This window comes from Streptomyces sp. NPDC005962 (assembly GCF_040629205.1).
GTDB lineage: Bacteria > Actinomycetota > Actinomycetes > Streptomycetales > Streptomycetaceae > Streptomyces.
Map to the genome: position 1 here is coordinate 1 of NZ_JBEXVE010000036.1, position 17,475 is coordinate 17,475.

Annotated in this window: 16 protein-coding genes and 2 pseudogenes; 10 read left to right on the plus strand and 8 right to left on the minus strand. The window is 72.4% G+C overall.

Translation table 11 applies throughout. The features are described 5' to 3' along the window. Positions 1–535 precede the first annotated feature (535 nt). Positions 536–1,000: an Rrf2 family transcriptional regulator gene (locus ABZ370_RS37780; protein ID WP_358630937.1), complete on the minus strand. Its 465-nt coding sequence runs from the start codon at positions 998–1,000 to the stop codon at positions 536–538. A 198-nt stretch (positions 1,001–1,198) separates the two neighbouring features. Here ABZ370_RS37780 and ABZ370_RS37785 point away from each other — a divergent pair. Further along, a pseudogene (locus ABZ370_RS37785) lies at positions 1,199–2,647 on the plus strand (FAD/NAD(P)-binding protein); the annotation flags it as partial. Positions 2,648–2,737: 90 nt separating this feature from the next. Here the strand turns inward: ABZ370_RS37785 and ABZ370_RS37790 are convergent. From ABZ370_RS37790 to ABZ370_RS37800, 3 genes are read right to left on the minus strand one after another with little or no spacing between them, the layout of a single operon-like run. Beyond that, positions 2,738–3,460, minus strand: coding sequence for an FAD:protein FMN transferase (locus tag ABZ370_RS37790; protein ID WP_358631163.1), 723 nt, complete (start codon positions 3,458–3,460; stop codon positions 2,738–2,740). A 43-nt stretch (positions 3,461–3,503) separates the two neighbouring features. After that, positions 3,504–3,953: an FMN-binding protein gene (locus tag ABZ370_RS37795; protein ID WP_358630940.1), complete on the minus strand. Its 450-nt coding sequence runs from the start codon at positions 3,951–3,953 to the stop codon at positions 3,504–3,506. 29 nt (positions 3,954–3,982) lie between these two features. Further along, positions 3,983–5,347 carry a ferric reductase-like transmembrane domain-containing protein gene (locus ABZ370_RS37800; RefSeq protein ID WP_358630943.1) on the minus strand — a complete coding sequence of 455 codons (1,365 nt, stop codon included), beginning with the start codon at positions 5,345–5,347 and terminating at the stop codon, positions 3,983–3,985. A 153-nt stretch (positions 5,348–5,500) separates the two neighbouring features. Here ABZ370_RS37800 and ABZ370_RS37805 point away from each other — a divergent pair, with 153 nt between their 5' ends. After that, entirely contained in the window at positions 5,501–6,235 is a 735-nt protein-coding gene (locus ABZ370_RS37805) for a response regulator transcription factor (protein WP_358630946.1), read from the plus strand. A gap of 20 nt (positions 6,236–6,255) precedes the next feature. Beyond that, positions 6,256–7,701, plus strand: coding sequence for a HAMP domain-containing sensor histidine kinase (locus ABZ370_RS37810; protein ID WP_358631166.1), 1,446 nt, complete (start codon positions 6,256–6,258; stop codon positions 7,699–7,701). A gap of 44 nt (positions 7,702–7,745) precedes the next feature. Here ABZ370_RS37810 and ABZ370_RS37815 read toward each other — a convergent pair. Beyond that, positions 7,746–9,044 (minus strand): annotated as a pseudogene (locus ABZ370_RS37815) (hypothetical protein); the annotation flags it as partial. Between the two features lie 235 nt (positions 9,045–9,279). Here ABZ370_RS37815 and ABZ370_RS37820 point away from each other — a divergent pair. From ABZ370_RS37820 to ABZ370_RS37835, 4 genes are read left to right on the plus strand one after another with little or no spacing between them, the layout of a single operon-like run. After that, a complete protein-coding gene (locus tag ABZ370_RS37820) occupies positions 9,280–9,717 on the plus strand; it encodes a hypothetical protein (protein ID WP_358630949.1) in 438 nt (145 codons plus the stop codon). Further along, positions 9,714–10,871: a glycosyltransferase family 4 protein gene (locus ABZ370_RS37825; RefSeq protein WP_358630952.1), complete on the plus strand. Its 1,158-nt coding sequence runs from the start codon at positions 9,714–9,716 to the stop codon at positions 10,869–10,871. Before ABZ370_RS37820 ends, ABZ370_RS37825 begins: the two co-directional genes overlap by 4 nt. A gap of 52 nt (positions 10,872–10,923) precedes the next feature. After that, complete coding sequence (locus tag ABZ370_RS37830) at positions 10,924–11,304, plus strand: BlaI/MecI/CopY family transcriptional regulator (RefSeq protein ID WP_358630955.1); 381 nt, start codon at positions 10,924–10,926, stop codon at positions 11,302–11,304. Beyond that, complete coding sequence (locus ABZ370_RS37835) at positions 11,301–12,206, plus strand: M56 family metallopeptidase (RefSeq protein WP_358630958.1); 906 nt, start codon at positions 11,301–11,303, stop codon at positions 12,204–12,206. The genes ABZ370_RS37830 and ABZ370_RS37835 overlap by 4 nt, the downstream gene beginning before the upstream one ends. A gap of 52 nt (positions 12,207–12,258) precedes the next feature. Here ABZ370_RS37835 and ABZ370_RS37840 read toward each other — a convergent pair whose 3' ends face one another. Genes ABZ370_RS37840 through ABZ370_RS37850 form a run of 3 tightly spaced genes read right to left on the minus strand, consistent with a single transcriptional unit; the run spans position 12,259 to position 14,387 of the window. Continuing rightward, positions 12,259–13,050, minus strand: coding sequence for an ABC transporter permease (locus tag ABZ370_RS37840; protein ID WP_358630961.1), 792 nt, complete (start codon positions 13,048–13,050; stop codon positions 12,259–12,261). A 36-nt stretch (positions 13,051–13,086) separates the two neighbouring features. Next, entirely contained in the window at positions 13,087–14,019 is a 933-nt protein-coding gene (locus ABZ370_RS37845) for a M48 family metalloprotease (protein ID WP_358630964.1), read from the minus strand. Continuing rightward, positions 14,016–14,387 carry a BlaI/MecI/CopY family transcriptional regulator gene (locus ABZ370_RS37850; protein ID WP_358630967.1) on the minus strand — a complete coding sequence of 124 codons (372 nt, stop codon included), beginning with the start codon at positions 14,385–14,387 and terminating at the stop codon, positions 14,016–14,018. Before ABZ370_RS37850 ends, ABZ370_RS37845 begins: the two co-directional genes overlap by 4 nt. Before the next feature lie 227 nt (positions 14,388–14,614). Here ABZ370_RS37850 and ABZ370_RS37855 point away from each other — a divergent pair, with 227 nt between their 5' ends. The 3 genes from ABZ370_RS37855 to ABZ370_RS37865 are packed head-to-tail and all read left to right on the plus strand — an operon-like array spanning position 14,615 to position 17,471. Beyond that, on the plus strand, positions 14,615–15,400 hold the full coding sequence (locus ABZ370_RS37855; protein WP_358630970.1) for a hypothetical protein: 786 nt from the start codon (positions 14,615–14,617) through the stop codon (positions 15,398–15,400). Between the two features lie 5 nt (positions 15,401–15,405). Beyond that, positions 15,406–16,077 carry a response regulator transcription factor gene (locus ABZ370_RS37860; protein ID WP_358631169.1) on the plus strand — a complete coding sequence of 224 codons (672 nt, stop codon included), beginning with the start codon at positions 15,406–15,408 and terminating at the stop codon, positions 16,075–16,077. Continuing rightward, on the plus strand, positions 16,074–17,471 hold the full coding sequence (locus tag ABZ370_RS37865) for a HAMP domain-containing sensor histidine kinase (RefSeq protein ID WP_358630972.1): 1,398 nt from the start codon (positions 16,074–16,076) through the stop codon (positions 17,469–17,471). Before ABZ370_RS37860 ends, ABZ370_RS37865 begins: the two co-directional genes overlap by 4 nt. The last annotated feature ends 4 nt before the right edge of the window (positions 17,472–17,475 follow it).

Here is a 17,475-nt window from a genome sequence, read left to right on the forward strand (position 1 = left end):
GTCAAGGCGGCGGACCATCGGGACACGTTTCTCCTCGCTGGGTGGTTCGTGTTCGTCGCTCGCCCTCGGTCGGCATCAGCCGTTCAGGAGAGCACGGGCTGCGCGCAGCAGAACGCGGGGGCGGGCGAGGTCTCGTCGAGGGTGCCGTCGCATGTGGGCGATGTCCATGTAGAGGCGGTTGAGATCCCGGTCTCGGAGAGATGCCTCCGTGATCCTGTCCCCTGCCCATCGCAGGAGAGTGTAGCCGCGGGGTCGGGGGCCGGTTACATGAGGCTGGGCGAGGTCGGCTGTAGTGGAGAGCTGCCAGGCGGCGTCGACGACGGCTCGATCGAGCGCGGCGGAAGTAGCTCCAGGCCGGTTCACGAGGAGAGATGCCCGAGCGCAGATGCACGGCCAGGCAGGACGCCTGCAGTGTCGCGAGCGTCAAACCCTGCCCGTAGATGGAGTGGTTGCTCCATCTGCTCATCGTGCCTTGCTCCGAGGCCAGCCGCACTCAGGTATTCGAGCACGCAGCTCGCTCGAAGCCAGCCCCGGCTCATGTGTCGTAGTGGCGGACGTCGTCGAGGTATTCGCGCGCCCGCGCCTGGACCAGCGGGGGCAGTTCACCGGCGGCCAGATCGGCGAAGGTGGTCTTCTCCAGCACCTGCCGCAGACTCGCCCGCACCGCGCGCCACACGTCCGGGAGGACGGCCGCCGCTCCCGGGTACTCCAGACCGCTGAGGCTCACGTCCCGTACGTTGGCCAGCGGGCCGTCCATCGCGCGGATCGCGTCGGCGAGGGTGATCTCCTCCGCCGGACGCGCCAGCAGGTATCCCCCCTCCGGGCCCCGCACACTGCGCACCAGGTGTGCCAGGCGCAGCTCTCGCAGGATGCCGAAGAGGAAACGCAGCGGGATGTCCTGTCGGGTCGCCACCTGCTCGGCGGTCAGGGGGGCGCCCTCCGCGGCCGCCAGTTCGGCCATCGCCCGCACGGCGTATTCCGACTTGGCTGTGATCCGCACCCGGGCAACGTATCACGCACGTCCGTGTCATGAGCCGGGGCACAATACCACCGACTCGGGCGCGGGACCCGGCGTCGGCGAGCGCTCCCTGCTGTTTTCCCACCAGTTCAGTTTGTTCATTGAATCGGTGAACTTCCCTGAGTACGGTACCGCCTGCATGGGCGTCACATCGGCTCCGGGGGAGCCAGGAGGTATCGCATGGAATCGCCAGGGCCGTGTACACCGTCAGGGTCGGGTAAGTCAGGTACGTCGGGTGAGTCGGGTGAGAGGACCGTCGCCGTCGTGGGGGCGGGTGCCGCCGGTGCGCTGGTGGCGATCCAGCTCTGCGAGACCGCGGCACGCCGCCGTGTCCCGTTCGACCTCCTGCTGATCGACCCGGCACCGGAGGCGGGCCGTGGCACCGCCTATTCCACCCATGACCCGCGCCACCGCCTCAATGTCCCGGCGGGGAACATGAGCTGTTACCCCGACGATCCGGCACACTTCGTGCGGTGGCTGTGCCGCCATGGTGAACCGGGCGTGCGGAGCACCGACTTCGCGCAGCGCCACCGCTACGGCGCCTACCTCGCCGACACCCTCGGACGGGCGATCGTGGCGGCGCAGGGCGTCGTCACCGTGCGGCGACTGCGCACCCGGGCCACCGGCTGCCGCTGGACCACCCTGCCCGGCGGGGACACGTCGGCCCGGCTGGAACTCGCCGACGGCCGCACCGCCTACGCCCACCGCGTGGTGCTGGCGACCGGGCCGTTCCCCGCGAGCTCCCCGTGGGCGTCGGCCGCCCTGCGCGGCAACGACCGCTTCATCGCCGACCCTTGGACACCGGGCGCCCTGGACGCCACGCTCCGCCCGGGGAGCAAGGAGGACGTGCTCCTTGTCGGCACGGGGCTGACCTCGGTGGACATCGCCCTGCTGCTCGACCGTCCCGGCCGCACGGTGCACGCCGTGTCCCGTGGCGGAAGGCTGCCGCAGGCGCACGCGGTGGACCCGCTGCCCGCCGCCGCGTGCGCGACGCCGCTCCGCGGCTTGTCGCTGGCCGGGCTGCGAGCCGCGGTACGCCGGCACATCGGCCGGGTCATGCGTACCCACGGCGACTGGCGGCCCGCGGTGGACGGGCTGCGTCCGGTCACGGCGGAGATCTGGGCATCGATGTCCGCCATGGAGCGCACCGAGTTCGTGGAGCGGGACGGCTCCTTGTGGAACGCCCACCGCCACCGCATGCCCCCGGCCACCGCGGAGGCGGTGGGGCGACTGCGCCGCACCCGGCGGATGCGGACGTACCAGGGGCGGCTCGCCTCCGCCTCGACGCGGCCCGACGGGTCCTTGACGGTCTCCCTCACCACCGGCGACGGCCCGCGAACACTGTCCGTGGGCTGGGTGGTGGACTGTACGGGTCCTGGCCTGCGGCTGTCCGACACGGCCGACCCGCTGTGGCGAAGCCTGCTCGACCAAGGCGCCGCGGTGCACGGCCCGCTGAGCATGGGGGTCTCCACCGACGACGGACGGCTGCGCGGTGCCGACGGCCGCACCACGCGCGCGCTGTGGACTCTCGGCGCTCCCCGCCGCGGCGAGTTGTGGGAGACGACCGCCATCCCGGAGATCCGCGCACAGGCCGCCACCGTCGCCGAGTCCGTCCTCGATCCATGGGCCGCCACCGCGCCCCGCGTGAGCGATGGCTGACCCACCAGGGCCGGGGCGGGACACCCACCGCGCCCCCTTCTCCTGGGCGGGCGCTGCCCGTCACACCTCGGCGCCGGGGAAACCGGGGGTGCGCCAGACCTCGCCCGTCGTGGTGACGCCCAGCGCCTCGTAGCCGTTCAGCGCCTCGGCCCAGGCGCGGGCCCCGGTGCCCATGGCGAACGCGGCCGTGGCGTAGGCGTCGGTCCGGGTGAGGCCGCGACCGGTCAGGGTGAGGGAGGCCAGGGCGGTGACGGCCTCGCCGGTGTTCGGGTCCAGGATGTGCGGTCCGCGTTCGGCCGTGCCGGAGGTGGCGACGGCCAGGTCGCGCCCAGTGACAACGGCGACCAGTTCCCCGGGGCGGGTGGGGTGGGCGATGCCGATCCGCCAGGGTGTACCGGGGGCGACCTCGCCGCGCAGCTGGATGTCGCCGCCACCGTTCACACAGCTGTGGTGGGCGCCTGCCGCGTAGAGGAGGTCCGAGGCCCGTTCGATCGCCCAGCCCTTCACCATTCCGGACGGGTCGACCCGGCCGCTCGGGGTGTGGCTGAACCAGCCACCGGTGGCGGCCGCCGCCTCCTCGCACAGCGCGAACACCTCGGCCACCTCCGGCCCGTACCGCTCCGGCACCGGCTCGCCACGGCCGAGGCGGCTGACCGCGCTGTCCGGACGGTAGGTCGAGAACACCTCGTCGACATGGTGCAGCCAGGCCACGGCCTCCTTCAGGGCCCGGTGGACGGGCGGGGTGACCGGGTCGCGGAGGTCGAAGGAGAACACCGTGCCCATGGCGTGCTCGACGTGGCGCAGTCCGTGCGCGGGCGCGGACGCCTCAGACACCGGCCTCGTCCAGTGCGCTCTGCAGGGACCGGGTGTACCCCTCGCTGGTGTAGGTGGCTCCGGAGACCGCGTCGATGTGTGCGCTCTGGGCGCTCAGCACCTCCCGGGTGAGCTGCGGCACGGCGGAGGCGGCGATCTGCTGGGAGCGGGGGCGGTCGGACGGTGTGCGGAGCGCCTTGACCGTGGTGATCCTGCCGTGCGACAGCGTGACGGACACCTGGACCGGCCCGTACGAGGTGTTGATCACGCTGCCGGTGAAGGTGCCGGAGGTGCCGCCCGGGGCGTGGGTGGCGGACGGGGAGGACGACGCGGCTCCGGTACCGGACGAGGCCGCCGGTGACGGCGCCGCCGTGGCCGGGGCCGGGTTCTGGTGCGGTTTGAGGGAGAGCAGAAGGATCACTCCGGCCGCGGTGGCGGCGGTGGTCACGGCGGTCTTGCGCACGGCCTGGCTCCTGTTCGTGGGGGCGCGGGTCAGAACGAGAACGACTCGTGGTGGATGTGCCGGCGCGGCACCCCGGCTCCGCGCAGCGCCTCCTTCGCGGCTTCCGTCATGCCGGGCGGCCCGCACAGATAGACGTCACGTTCGGCGAGGTCGGGCACCAGGTGGCGGAGGGCGTCGGGGGTCAGCGGTGAGAAGTACGCGGCGGGCTCGTCGACGACGTAGTGGACGCGTGCCCCGCGCGTGGCGGCCAGCGCGTCCAGTTCGGCGCGCAGGGCCAGGTCCTCGGGGCGCCGGGCCCGGTAGATCAGGGTCACCTCTCCGGGCAGCGTCTCGAAGAGCGTGCGCAGCGGGGTGATGCCGACGCCGCCGCCGAGCAGCAGGGTTTTGCGGGTGCGCCGGCGGCGGGCGATGAGGGCGCCGTACGGGCCTTCGGCCAGCACCCGAGTGCCGGGCTTGAGCCGAGCGAGCTCCGAGCTGTGGCCGCCGGAGGCCTTCACGGTGATGCGCAGGTACGCCGGGTGCGGGGCCGCCGACAGGGAGTAAGGGTTGGCGGCCCACCACAGGCCGCGGGTCAGGAAGCGCCAGCGGAAGAACTGGCCCGGCTCGGCGCGCAGTTGCTCCAGCCCGCTGCCCGACAGGTACACCGACACCACCCCCGGCGCCTCGGGGCGGACCTCGGCGACGTACAGCCGGTGGCGCAGCGCCCGGCGTGCCGGGACGGCGAACCGGTACCAGGCCAGCAGCGCCGCCACCGTGATGTAGAGCGTGTACCAGGCGAGCCGGGCGGGGCGGTTTCCGGTGAAGTCGGCGCCGTTGGAGAGCTGGTGCCCGAAGGCCAGGAAGACCGCCAGGTAGGTCGCGAAGTGCAGGAAGTGCCAGGTCTCGTAGGCCACCCGGCGGCGCACCGCACGTGCGGAGATGACCGCGGTCATGAGGAACAGCAGGTAGCCGATGGTGCCCTTGAGCAGGTCCGGGTAGTGGAGGACCAGGGTGGTGGTCTGGTCCACGACGCCGGTGTGTGATTCCAGCGAGTAGCCCCAGATGATCAGCAGGACGTGGGCGGACGCGAGCGAGATCGTGTAGCGGCCGCCCATGGCGTGCCAGCGGGCCAGCCGGTCGGTGCCGACGGTGTGGTCCAGCAGGGGTACGCGCGCCATCAGCAGCAGGAGGACCGCACAGGCGTATCCGGCCAGCAGTCCGGTGATCCGTCCGGCGCCGGTGAGCCAGTCGGCGGCCCCGGTCACGGAGGCGGTGTCGCGCCACCACAGTGCCAGGACGGCGGCGGCCCCTCCCCAGATCAGCAGATGTGCCAGGGCCGGGACGGGGCTGGGCGGGCGCGGTGCCGACCGGGAGGGGCGGGTCGTGGCCGGGACCTGCGGAATCGTGCTGGTCATGGGGGTCTGGTCCTCTCGGTGTGCGGCCCGGCCAGCGTCACCGGCGAAGTTCTGAGGACCCTATGAACCGGGCCGGGCGCCTTCGGATTCAGAGGAAACTCAGAGGAAAGGCCTGACTCGGCACGGCGCGCCGAGAGGGATGCTGGATTCATCATGGATACGCACACCACCGGCCGTTTTCTGCTGCGGCCCGACGGCGCTCGGGTCCGCGTCCTCGTCGTCGACGACGAGCCCGATCTGACCGAGGTGCTGTCCGGGGCGCTGCGCTACGAGGGCTGGGAGGTCCGCACCGCCGCCGACGGCGCGGGCGCGCTGGCCACGGCGCGGGCGTTCCACCCGGACGCCGTACTGCTCGACTGGATGCTGCCGGACACCGACGGGCTCGCGGTGCTGCGCGCGCTGCGGGCCGAGCTGCCGGATGTGTGCGTGCTGTTCCTGACCGCGCGGGACGCGGTGGAGGACCGGATCGCGGGGATCACGGCGGGTGGCGACGACTATGTGACCAAGCCGTTCAGCCTGGAGGAGGTACTGGCCCGGCTGCGCGGGCTGCTGCGCCGGGCCGGGATGGCCCGGGAGCCCGGGGATGACCGGCTGGTGGTCGGGGACCTGGTGATGGACGAGCAGGCGCGTGAGGTGACCCGCGGGGGCGTGGCGGTGGAGCTGTCCCGTACCGAGTTCGAACTGCTGCGGTTCCTGATGCGCAATCCCCGGCGGGTGCTGTCCAAGACGCAGATCCTGGACCGGGTGTGGAGCTACGACTTCGGCGGCCGGGCCCATGTGGTCGAGCTGTACATCAGCTATCTACGCAAGAAGATCGACGCGGGGCGGGCGCCGCTGATCCACACCGTGCGCGGGGTCGGCTACGTCCTCAAGGCGGAGGCTCCGTGAGACGCCCACTCCTCGGAGGGCTGGCCCGGCGGCTTCCCCGTACGCTGCGCGCCCGGCTGACCGCCGGGCTGGTGGTCCTGCTGGCGGTGGCCAGTCTGGCGGTGGGGCTGACCACGGTGTTCGCGCTGGAGGGGTTTTTGGTGAGCCGTCTGGACCAGCAGCTCACGGCGACCGGCGGCCGGTTCCCGGCCAGTCTGGAGCACGGGGAGCGGCACCCGGACGCCGACAACCGGCCCGACACCCGCGGCCAGTCGGACCGCACCTTCGGAGCCCGGCTACTGCACGGCACCACCACCGACGCGGCCGTGGTGCGCGACCAGACCGACGCAGCCGTACCGCTGACCGGCGCCGACCGGCGGGTCCTGGCGGGGGTGCCGGTGGATGGCGACGGCCACAGCCTGCACCTGTCCACGCTCGGCGGCTACCGGGTGGTCGCGGTCCCGGGGGACGACGGCGACGTCCTGGTCACCGGGCTGCCGCTGCGTCCGGTGGAGGAGACCGTGCACCGGCTGGAGCTCGTGGAGGCGGTGGTCTTCGGGAGCGCGCTGCTGGTCACCGGGGTGGCCGGGGCGCTGTGGGTGCGGCTGTCGCTGCGGCCGCTGCGGCGGGTGACCACGACCGCCGCCGGAGTGGCCGAGCTACCGCTCGCCAGCGGAGAGGTGGCCATGCCCCCGCCTGTGCCGGATACCGATCCACGCACCGAGGTGGGGCAGATGGGCAACGCGCTCAACCGGATGCTCGGCCACGTCGGGGACGCGCTGGCCCGGCGTCAGGCGAGCGAGGAACGGCTGCGGCACTTCGCCGCGGACGCCAGCCACGAGCTGCGCACCCCGGTGGCCTCCGTACGCGGCCACGCCGAACTGGCGCTGCGCCACCCGGGTCCGGTGCCGGAGGAGGTGCGGCACGCGCTGGAGCGCATCCAGGCCGAGTCGGAACGCATGTCCACGCTTGTCGACGATCTGCTGCTGCTCGCCCGGCTCGACGCGGGCCGTCCCCTGGCGCGCCGGCCGGTGGACCTGACCCGGCTGGTTCTGGACGCGACGGGCGACGCGCGGGCCGCGGCGCCCGGCCACCGCTGGACGCTGGACCTGGCCGAGGAGCCGATCACGGTCACCGGCGACGAGTACCGGCTGCAGCAGGTGATCGGCAATCTGCTGGCCAACGCCCGTACCCACACGCCCGCCGGCACGCACGTCACCGTACGGCTCGCGGCGGACGGCGAGGACTGGGCGGAACTGACGGTGTCGGACGACGGCCCCGGTGTTCCCGGGGAGATCCAGGGCGAGGTGTTCGAGCGGTTCGCACGCGCCGACCCCGGACGGTCGCGGACGGCCGGTGGCACGGGGCTGGGTCTGGCGATCGTCCGCGCCGTGGTCGCTGCCCATGGCGGCACGATCACACTGGCCAGCAGGCCGGGCACCACGACGTTCCGGGCCAGGCTCCCGCTGGCGGTCCGCGCCCGTTGAGCACTACTCGCCGCGGCGGGGGCGACAGAGGCGTACTCGCCTTCCACTGGGTACGACGGCCAGGGGCGGGCGTAGGACGGCGGCTGGGCTCCGGGTGCGTCGAGGGCGGCGACCGGCATCCGCCGTGCGGCCTGTGCGAGTGCCGCGCCGGTGGTGTTGGCGTTGTGTCCGTGGGTCTGGACGGAGGCGCACCCGGCGTAGAAGGCGATCGGGATGGCCTGATGCCCGGTGAGCAGACAGGGCGGCCGTACGCCCAGGCGGTGCAGGTCGGCAGCGGCGCGAGCCCAGTCCCGATGGGCGGTGGTGGTGCGGTCCACGGTGTGCTCCAGCACCGCGTACTGCACCGCCAGATGCCCGGCGAGACCCGCCGAGACCAGTGCCACGGCCGCTGGTCGCCACCATCCTCTCGACGCGGTGACCAGGTGAGTGAGTGCGCAGGCGATCGGAATCGCCAGCAGCCCGTAGGCGGGCAGCAGGAAGCGTGGCGCGGCGTACCCGATCAGGAACAGGTACGGGAGCGCCGCTGTCGTGGCACAGGCCACGGTCAGGAGCGTGTCGGCCACGCGCCGGGCCCTGGCCGCGATCACCAGACCGAGGGCCGCCAGCAGAGGGAGGGCGAACCACCATGCGGTGATCACCGGGGACGGCATCGGTGTGGTGCAGGGGCGGCACAGGACGCGCCCGCCCAGGCTCCGCAGCTGGTCACCGACGGCGATGTGCCAGCCCAGTCCGCCCTGGACCCGGGAAGCGTCGGCGAGCCGTGCGCCCAGGCCGCCGTAGCCGACGTACGCCTCGACGATCCATTCCGCCGCCCCGGCCGCCAGCCCGACGCCGAGCGCGCCCCACAGCACGGGCCGCCGCCATCGGCGTACGCACACCAGGGCGGCGAACAGAGGCAGTGTCACCCAGACCGCGTCGGTGGGCCGCATCAACGCCATCAGGGCCGCACTCGCCGCCAGCCCCCACACCGCCGCCCGGTCGAGGCGATCCGCCTGGGCGCGCAGGAAGTTTCCCACGGCCGCGAGAGCGCCGATCGCGACCCAGAAGTTGGGCATCGCCTGCGGCCCGTAGAACACGGTCACCCACAGCGTCGCGAACAGCGCGCCGGCCAGCCCCAGCACATGTGCCGGGAACAGCCCCCGCCAGCTGCGCAGCGCCAGGAACAGGGCTAGTCCGGCCAGCACCGCCAGATAGATCCGCAGCAGCGGCGTGGACGACGACCACGAGGCGACCGGTGCCACCAGCAGCGAGATGCCGCGGGCGCGGGGCGCGCTGAAGAACGCCGCCGGAGCGTGGGAGCTGACCTGGCTGACGTACACCGTCTCGTCCCAGCCCAGCCCCATCCCGGGTTGTACGAGCGCCAGTTGGGCCAGCACGAACCCGCCTGCCACCACCGCGAGAACGTTCCTGCCCCGTGCGCCCCACGCCGCGCGAGTGCCCGGTGGCGGCGTGTGCCGCGTGGCGCTGGGCGGTGTGGTGTGCGGGCTCGGGGTCATTATCCACTCCTTAGCCCTACGGGATGTAGGGTCTCCCTTGTCCTACAGAGCGTAGGGTTAGCGGAGGAAGCGTGGGATAAAGGTGGATAAAACATTCTCTTTTGCCCGGGAATGCAGTGCGGAGGTCGAGCAGGTCTGGCCGCGCGACGGGCACGTAACCCTGCGCTTTGCGCTGGTCGGGGCCGAGGCTCGGCAGGCCACCGTCGTCCTGAGGGTCCGGGGCGAGGACGGCGGCGAACTGCGTCTGCCGGCCGACAGTACGGGCCAGGGGTACGAAGTCCGCATCCCGCTGCGCCTCCTGGCCGCCCGCCGAACCGCCGACGAGTGGTACTGGGATCTCTACCTCGACGTCGGCGCCGGAGGCGAGCCCTTGCGTCTGGGCACACATCTGGACGACATCACCGGCAAGAAGAAGATCTTCGTCTATCCGGCCCAGCACACGGCCGGCTTCCGGGCGGCGCCGTATTACACGATCAAGGACAACCTCTCCATCCGCTGCCGCCGGGAGGAGGGCCAGTGAACATCCGCTTCCTGCTCCTCAACGCCTACGCCGTCGGCGGCACCGTCCGCACCGTCGTCAATCAGGCCAACGCGCTCGCCGGCGCCGGCCACCGGGTGGAGATCATCAGCGTCCACCGGCACCGCGCCACCCCGGTCTTCCAGCTCCACCCGGACGTCCACCTGCGGGCCCTCGTGGACGCCACGTCCACCGCGCCCTGGGGGCTGCGCCACGTCGAGGCGTGGCAGGCGGCGCGGCCCAGCGCACTCGTGGAGCCCACAGAGGTGAGATACGACCGCTTCAACCGGCTCACCGACCGCCGCATCGTCCGGTACCTGCGCTCCCTCGACGGCGGCATCCTCGTCACCACCCGGCCCGCCCTCAATCTGCTCTCGGCCCGCTTCACCCCCGCGAACGTCGTCACGATCGGCCAGGAACACCTGCATTACACCCACCACAAGGCCGCCCTGGCCGCGCAGATAGACCACTGGTACCAGCGACTGGACGCCGTCACGACGCTGACCGAGGCCGACCGGCGGACGTACGCCTCGCGCCTGGGCCTCAGCACCGTCCGCGTCGAGCACATCCCCAACCCGCTGCCGGCCGCCACCGCCGATCGCTCCACGCTGGACCGGCCGCTGGTGCTCGGCGCCGGACGCCTCGTGAAATCCAAGGGCTTCGACACCCTCATCGAAGCGTTCGCGCCCATCGTCCGGGATCACCCCGACTGGCGGCTGCGGATATACGGCTCAGGTCCCGAACGCGACGGGCTGCGTGCCCTCATCCACGAACGACACCTGTACAACCACGTCTACCTCATGGGCAGTACGCCGCACCTGGAGGAGGAACTCGCCAAAGCGTCCGTCTTCGCGCTCGCCTCCCGCCACGAAGGGTTCGGCATGGTGTTGTCCGAGGCGATGAGCCACGGCGTCCCCCCGGTCAGCTTCGACTGCCCGCACGGGCCCCGCGAGATCATCACCGGCGACGACGGCCTGCTCATCACCCCTGGCGACACGGCCGCCCTGACCAAGGGCCTCACCTTGCTGATCGAACGGCCCGACGTACGCAGAGCGATGGGCGAGCATGCCCTGACCTCGTCCTCGCGGTACGCACCGGATCGCATCCGTACCCGCTGGGAAGCCCTGTTCGCCGAGCTGACGGCCGCCAAACAATGACTGGCTCCCGCCGCCCCTCGCACTCGCCCCTACGCGCTGTAAGGTGGCGAGCATGTCAGGAGAGGACCCCCGCAGGACGGTACGACGCAGCGCCGGTGAGCTGGAGAGCGAAGTCCTGGCCACGCTGTGGGCCACGGACCAGGCACTGACGCCCGCGGAGATCCAGCGGGAGATCGGCGGCGGCCTCGCCTACAACACCGTGCACACCATCCTCAAGCGCCTGTACGACAAGGGCCTGGTCCTGCGCGACGTGGACGGACGGCGCGGCGCGTACGGGCCCGTCAAGAACGCCGCCGAGCTCACCGCCGAAGCCATGCGCCAGGCGCTCGACCGCGGGCCCGACCCGATCGCCACCCTCCAGCAGTTCGTCACCGGTCTCAGCCCCGACGAGGAGCAGGCCCTGCGTGACTTCCTCGGAGGGGGCGCTCCATGAGAGTCGACGTCTACCTTCCCCTGGTCCTGGCGCTGCTGCTCGCGGCCGTCACCCCGCACGTGGGCCGCAGGATCTCACCGGCGCTGGCCGCCCGCGCCCTCACCACGGCCGCCGTTCTCACCTCGGCCGCCTCCACCTGGGCGCTGGTCCTGCTCGGCGCCACCCTGATCGACGAGGACCCTTCGGTGGCCTCCGAGGCCCGCGAGGGCGGGCGGCACCTGCCCGAGCCCGTCCCCGACGCGATCGCCATCGCGTCCCTCGTGCTGCTGGGGGTGATCGTCTACCGGGTCTGCCGGGCCGTCCGCAGCCACCAGGCCTCCCGCCGTGCGCTGCGCGGTCTGTGTGACGGACACCCGCCGGACAGCGAGCTGATCGTCGCGGCTTCCCCGATCCCCCGCGCCTTCGCCATTCCCGGCAGCCCCGGCAGCCCCGGGAGGATTCTGGTCACGGCGTCCATGCTCAGTGCCCTCGGGCCCGCGGAGCGCCGTGTCCTCCTCGCTCACGAGCGGGCCCATCTCACCCACCGCCATTCCGTGCTGTCGACCGCCGTCGGCCTCGCCGCGGCGGCCAACCCTCTTCTCGTACCGGTGCGTTCCACCGTGACGTTCCTCCTGGAGCGCTGGGCCGATGAGGACGCGGCGGGTGTCGTCGGCGACCGCCGGGTCACCGCATACGCTCTCGCCCGGGCCGCCCTCGTCTCCCAACGCACCCGGTCCCGGTGCGCCCTGCATTTCTCCGAGCACGCCGTGGCCCGCCGTATCGCCGCGCTCCAGACCCTGCCTCCCCCGCGGCTGTGGCCCATCGCCGTCGCCGTGCTCGGGCTCGGTGCCATCCCGGCCCTCGGGGCCGTCGACGCCACCGGCGACCTCCTCCACCTTCTCGCGGGTCCCCTGCTGGGGTGACTCTGCTGGGGTGACTCTGCTGGGGTGACTCTGCTGGGGTGACAGGGCCCGGTCAGGGCCTGCTTCCGTCCTGGCGGGGACGGTGCAGACGGCCGCGGGCGACGAGTTCGACCGTCACCCCGACCGCGACGGACTGGACCGCCATGAGGGCGATCAGGACGAACAGCTGTACCGCCGCGGCCATGACGGGGGTGGCTCCGCCCAGGAGCATGCCGACGAACGCGCCGGGGAGCGTGACAAGGCCGACGGTACGGGTCTGGTCGAGGCCGGGCAGCAGCGCGTCGGAGGCGGCGGGCCGGACGATTTCCAAGCGTGCGTCCCGGTCCGGGAACCCCAGTGCCATCGCGGCTTCCACCTCGCCGTGGCGCAGCGAGAGCGCGTCGAGGGAGCGGCGTCCGGCGAGTACGGTCGCGGTGAGCGCGCCGCCGATGAGGATGCCCGTGATCGGGATCAGGGTGATGCCTTTGAGCGGGACGAGCCCTGTCAGTTCGAGCGCCACGACGACAGGAACCACACCGGCGACGATGGGCGCGGCGGCCAGCCACCAGGACTCATCGCTGGTGATCCGCCGTCCGGCGGTTCTCACGGCGACCGTGAACATGACGGTCAGGAACACCACAAGGCCCAGCGGGGAGGTGACCGCCCAGGTGATCACGAGCGACACCAGAACGAGCTGGACCGCGGCCCGCACCCCGGCCGTCAGGACCTCCCGCCACCTGTTGGTCCGGGTGTCCGGTGCGAGGTGGAACCACGCGACAGCGCCCGCCGCCGATATCAGCAGGACGGCGAGCAGGACGCCCAGGGTGGCGTTGACCGGTACGAGAGATGCCGCGCTCAGATTCATGTGTCTCATCATGAGAACCGTCGGCCGACGATCCGGCTAGCCTCCCGCGCTCTCCCCCTGGGCGATCTCCACGCCGCGGTGGAGGTCGACCGCGCCGGTCATCGCTCCCAGCGCGGACGTGGTGGTGCACAGGAGCAGCAGTACGGCGACGGCTGGTGCGACGCGGTGGCGGCTCGGGGGCGTGCGCAGGAGGGCCGCGACGCGTCGCGGGACGGGGCCGGTCGTGGCGCCGGGCGCGAAGAACGGCCGTCCGGCGGCTGTGTCCTGGGAGGCGAGAGCGGCACGGCCGATCGCCAGGGCCGTCAGCCGCCGGTCACCGCTGGCCGCCGCCGCGGCCTCGTCGGCGGCACGTTCGGCGGCCAGCTGGATCGCAGGGCGGAGCTGCCGCAGGGCCGGATGGCAGTGGGCCGCGAGATCGGCGGCGGCGAGGAAGTAGTGATGGCGCCCGGCCAGATGGGCGCGCTCGTGTGCGAAGAGCACTTCGCGTTCCGCGGGGGCGAGGGCGCGCAGCATCCCGGTGGTGACCACGATCCTGCCCGGTTTCCCCGGCAGGGCGTAGGCATCGGCCTGAAGATCGTCGATGACGCTGAGGTCGCCCGCGACAGGACGGGCGTCCGCCCGCAGGCGCGCCGAGCGGAGCTGCCGGAGCCGTCGCAGGCCGGTACGCGACAGTGTCCAGGCGCAGACGGTGAGTGCGACCGCGGAGAGGGCCGCCGCCGGGTAGAGGAGGGCGCCGGGAGCCACGTGCAACGGGTGGATCAGCTCCCCCAGTCTGGCCAGGACGGGCAGCCTCAAGGCCCCGGCCAGCAGCAGCGCGCTCAGCGACGCCAGGGAGCCGAGCGCGAGCGCGACGGCTGCCGCCGTCAGTGCCCACAGGGCGACGACGGGGTTGCGCCGCTCCACCGTGCGGTGCGCGAGCAGCGGCACGGCGAACGGCACGAGCAGCGGGACGAGGAGCATCGTGATCATTGGCCACCGGCCTCCAGTACCTGCCGCAGCACCTGCTCGTCCTCGGCGCTGAGCTGGGATACGAAGCGGGCCAGGACCGTTTCGCGGTCGCTGTCCCTGTCCAGTTCGTGGTGCATGCGCAGGGCGGTCAGCCCGTGCGCGTCCTGGGTGGCGGAGTAGGCGTATCCGCGGCCCGACCGTTCCCGGCTGACGGTGCCCTTCTCGTGCAGACGGGAGAGGATCGTCGTCACCGTGGTCCGGGCCAGCGGCGCGGACAGGCTCTGCTGCACCTGACCGGCGGTCTGTGGAGTTCCGGCCGCCCAGAGCGCCGCCAGGACGCTCGCTTCCAGCTCTCCGGCCGGTCGGCGCTCGGCATTCGGCTCGGCCACGGAACTCTCCTCACGCCGCGATCGTCTACAGTGCGGTAGACCGTCTACGTGATTGTAGTCGAATGGGGGGTGTTTCCCGTACCCCGTTCTCTGATGAAAGGGCTCCCGACCATGGCGGCATCCAGGGTGTGGGCGGGCGCGCGCTGCCCACACGACGTGCTCGCCGGGCGCCGTCCCCCGTCCGGGCGCTCAGGTGGCGTAAAGGCGAGCCGTGCCAGCCTCGCGCCATGACGACAACAACGCAGCGTTCCGGTGCCGTGTCACAGCACCGCCAGATGCTGAACAAGGTTCCGGAAGTCACGGTCTACTTCTGGATCATCAAGATCCTCTGCACCACCGTGGGCGAGACCGCGGCGGACTACCTGATCGACAAGCTGGGCTGGGGCCTGACCAACACGACCTACGTCATGGGCGCGCTGCTGATCGCCACGCTGTGCTTCCAGTTCGCGGTCAAGAAGTACGTACCGGGGGTCTACTGGCTCTCGGTCGTCCTCATCAGCGTCGTCGGCACGCTCGTCACGGACAACCTGACGGACAACCTCGGCGTCGCCCTGGAGACCACCACCACCGTCTTCACGGTCGTGCTGGCAGCGACCTTCGCCGTCTGGTACTTGAGCGAGAAGACTCTCTCGATTCACACCATCCACACCGTCCGGCGGGAGGCCTTCTACTGGGCGGCCATCCTGTTCACCTTCGCCCTGGGCACCGCGGCGGGCGACCTCACGGCAGAGCGGCTGGCGCTGGGCTACTGGGTGTCGGCGCTCATGTTCGCCGTGCTGATCGCGGCCGTGGCCTTCGCGCACGTCGCGCTCAAGCTGAACGCCGTCCTGGCGTTCTGGATCGCCTACGTTCTCACCCGGCCGCTCGGCGCCTCGCTCGGCGACTACCTGTCGCAGCCCCGCGCCCACGGAGGGCTGGCGCTCGGCACGGTCGGGACCAGCGCACTCTTCCTGGTCACGATCCTGGGCCTGGTCGCCTACCTGACCGTTAGCAGGAAGGACGAGACCACCTGAACACGATCGCCACACACCGCATACTGGTCGTCGAGGACGATCACGGACTGCGCTCCGTGCTCGCCCGTGGCCTGCGGGAGGAGAGCTTCGATGTGCTGACCGCAGCCGACGGCGCGGCCGCCCTCCGTGCGGTCAGCGACCCGCGGCGGGTGGACGCCGTCGTACTGGACGTGGGCCTGCCGGACTCCGACGGCCGTGACGTGTGCCAGGCGATGCGCGCCCGAGGGCTGGACGCCCCGGTGCTGTTCCTCACGGCGCACGATGGCCTCGTCGACCGGCTGTCGGGCTTCTCCTCCGGCGGGGACGACTATCTGCCCAAGCCGTTCCACCTGGTGGAACTGGCCGCCCGGCTGCGAGCGGCACTGCGCCGGACGGGACGCCGGGCGGTGGCCGAAGTCGGCGGGGTCCAACTGGACCCGACCCGCCACCTGCTGGAGTGCGCGGGGCGCACCGCGTCGCTCACCCCGACCGAATTCCGGCTGCTCGCCTGCCTCATGGCCGAGCCGGGAGCCGTCGTACGGCGGCAGGCACTGGTGCGGGCGGCGTGGCCGGAGGGCGCGCTGGTGACGGACAACACGCTGGACCAGTACCTGATGCGGCTGCGCCGCAAGCTGCGCGACGTGGAAGGCGACCGCGTCATCGGCACCGTCCGCGGAGTGGGTTACCGATTCCAGTGAAGACCCTGCTCAGGGGGTGGCACGCGATCCGGCGCCAGAGTTGGCACCGGATACGCCCCGGCACCCTGCGCGGCCGTCTGGCGCTGCTCGCCCTGTTCACCACCGCGGTCTGGGTCGTCCTTCTCACCGTCGTCTTCAACGTGGCGCTCGCCGGACGGCTGCACGCCGAGGCCGACGACCTGCTGCGCACCCGGGCGACGGCGGTCGCGGCCACCGTGCAGGTACGCCCGGACCGGGCGCTCACCATCCGCGAACCGGCGGACGACCGCGCTCTGGACACCGGCATCTGGATCTATCAGGGGCGGCACGCCCTGGAGCGGCCCACCGCGCCCGGGCCCGCGCAGCACCTGGCCGACCGGCTGGCCGGACGGGCCGAGGTCTTCGACGAGACCGGCGGGAACGCCGCCACGCGCCTGTACGCCCTGCCGATCCGCCACGGCGGCCGCCAGGTGGGCACCGTGGTGACCGCGGTGGCGCTCGACCCGTACCGGCGCACGGCCGAATCGGCCCTGACGGGCTCGGTCGGCCTGGCACTGCTGCTGCTCGGCGGCGTCTACCTGGTGGCCCGGACCGTGATCGGCCGCGCGCTGCGGCCCGTCACCGCCATGAGCCGACAGGCGGCGCGATGGAGTGGCCACGACATCGGCCGCCGCTTCGGCACGGCGCAGCGGCCGGCGGAGTTGGAGGGGCTCGCCGCCAACCTCGACGAGCTGCTCGACCGGCTCGCCGCCGTACTCCGCCACGAACAGCAGCTGAGCGCGGAGCTCTCCCACGAGCTGCGGACCCCGCTGGCCCGGATCATCGCCGAGCTGGACTGGGCGCTGGCCCGGCCACGCGGGCCGGAGGAGCGGACCGCGGCCCTCGAAGCGATCGCCCAGGGAGCTGACCGGATGTGGACGATCTGCGAAACGCTGCTGACGGAGGCCCGCGCCCGCGGTTCCGAGGCCCCCGGCAGATGCGCGCTCGGCGCGCTCGTACGGGACGTGGCCACCCGCAGCGCACACGACCATCCTGCGGCGCCGCCGATCGATGTCCGCCTGGACGACGAGGAGTCCGCCCTGGTGGCGGGGGTCTCCCCGGCGGTCGCCGAGCGGATTCTCGCCCCCTTGCTGGACAACGCCCGTCGCTATGCCGTCGACGCCATCACCCTGGAGTGCGCGGCGCGGCCCGAGGGCGTGCGTGTGGTGGTGGCGGACGACGGGCCCGGCGTACCGGACCGCGACCGGGACGCCATCTTCGACCCGGGACACCGGGCGCACCCCACGGACGGCCACCACGGAGCGGGCCTGGGCCTGCCCCTGGCCCGCCGCCTGGCCCGGACATCGGGCGGCGACCTCACCCTCGGGCCCACCACATCCGGAGCCCGCTTCGTGGTCTCCCTCCCGGCAGGCTGAACGA

What these genes read in the sequence shown, in the direction of transcription:
- ABZ370_RS37805 (WP_358630946.1), top strand. Translation starts at nt 5,501, where the DNA reads ATGGATACGCACACCACCGGCCGTTTTCTGCTGCGGCCCGACGGCGCT.
- ABZ370_RS37845 (WP_358630964.1), bottom strand. Translation starts at nt 14,019, where the DNA reads ATGATCACGATGCTCCTCGTCCCGCTGCTCGTGCCGTTCGCCGTGCCG.
- ABZ370_RS37790 (WP_358631163.1), bottom strand. Translation starts at nt 3,460, where the DNA reads ATGGGCACGGTGTTCTCCTTCGACCTCCGCGACCCGGTCACCCCGCCC.
- ABZ370_RS37835 (WP_358630958.1), top strand. Translation starts at nt 11,301, where the DNA reads ATGAGAGTCGACGTCTACCTTCCCCTGGTCCTGGCGCTGCTGCTCGCG.
- ABZ370_RS37840 (WP_358630961.1), bottom strand. Translation starts at nt 13,050, where the DNA reads ATGAATCTGAGCGCGGCATCTCTCGTACCGGTCAACGCCACCCTGGGC.
- ABZ370_RS37855 (WP_358630970.1), top strand. Translation starts at nt 14,615, where the DNA reads ATGACGACAACAACGCAGCGTTCCGGTGCCGTGTCACAGCACCGCCAG.
- ABZ370_RS37800 (WP_358630943.1), bottom strand. Translation starts at nt 5,347, where the DNA reads ATGACCAGCACGATTCCGCAGGTCCCGGCCACGACCCGCCCCTCCCGG.
- ABZ370_RS37830 (WP_358630955.1), top strand. Translation starts at nt 10,924, where the DNA reads ATGTCAGGAGAGGACCCCCGCAGGACGGTACGACGCAGCGCCGGTGAG.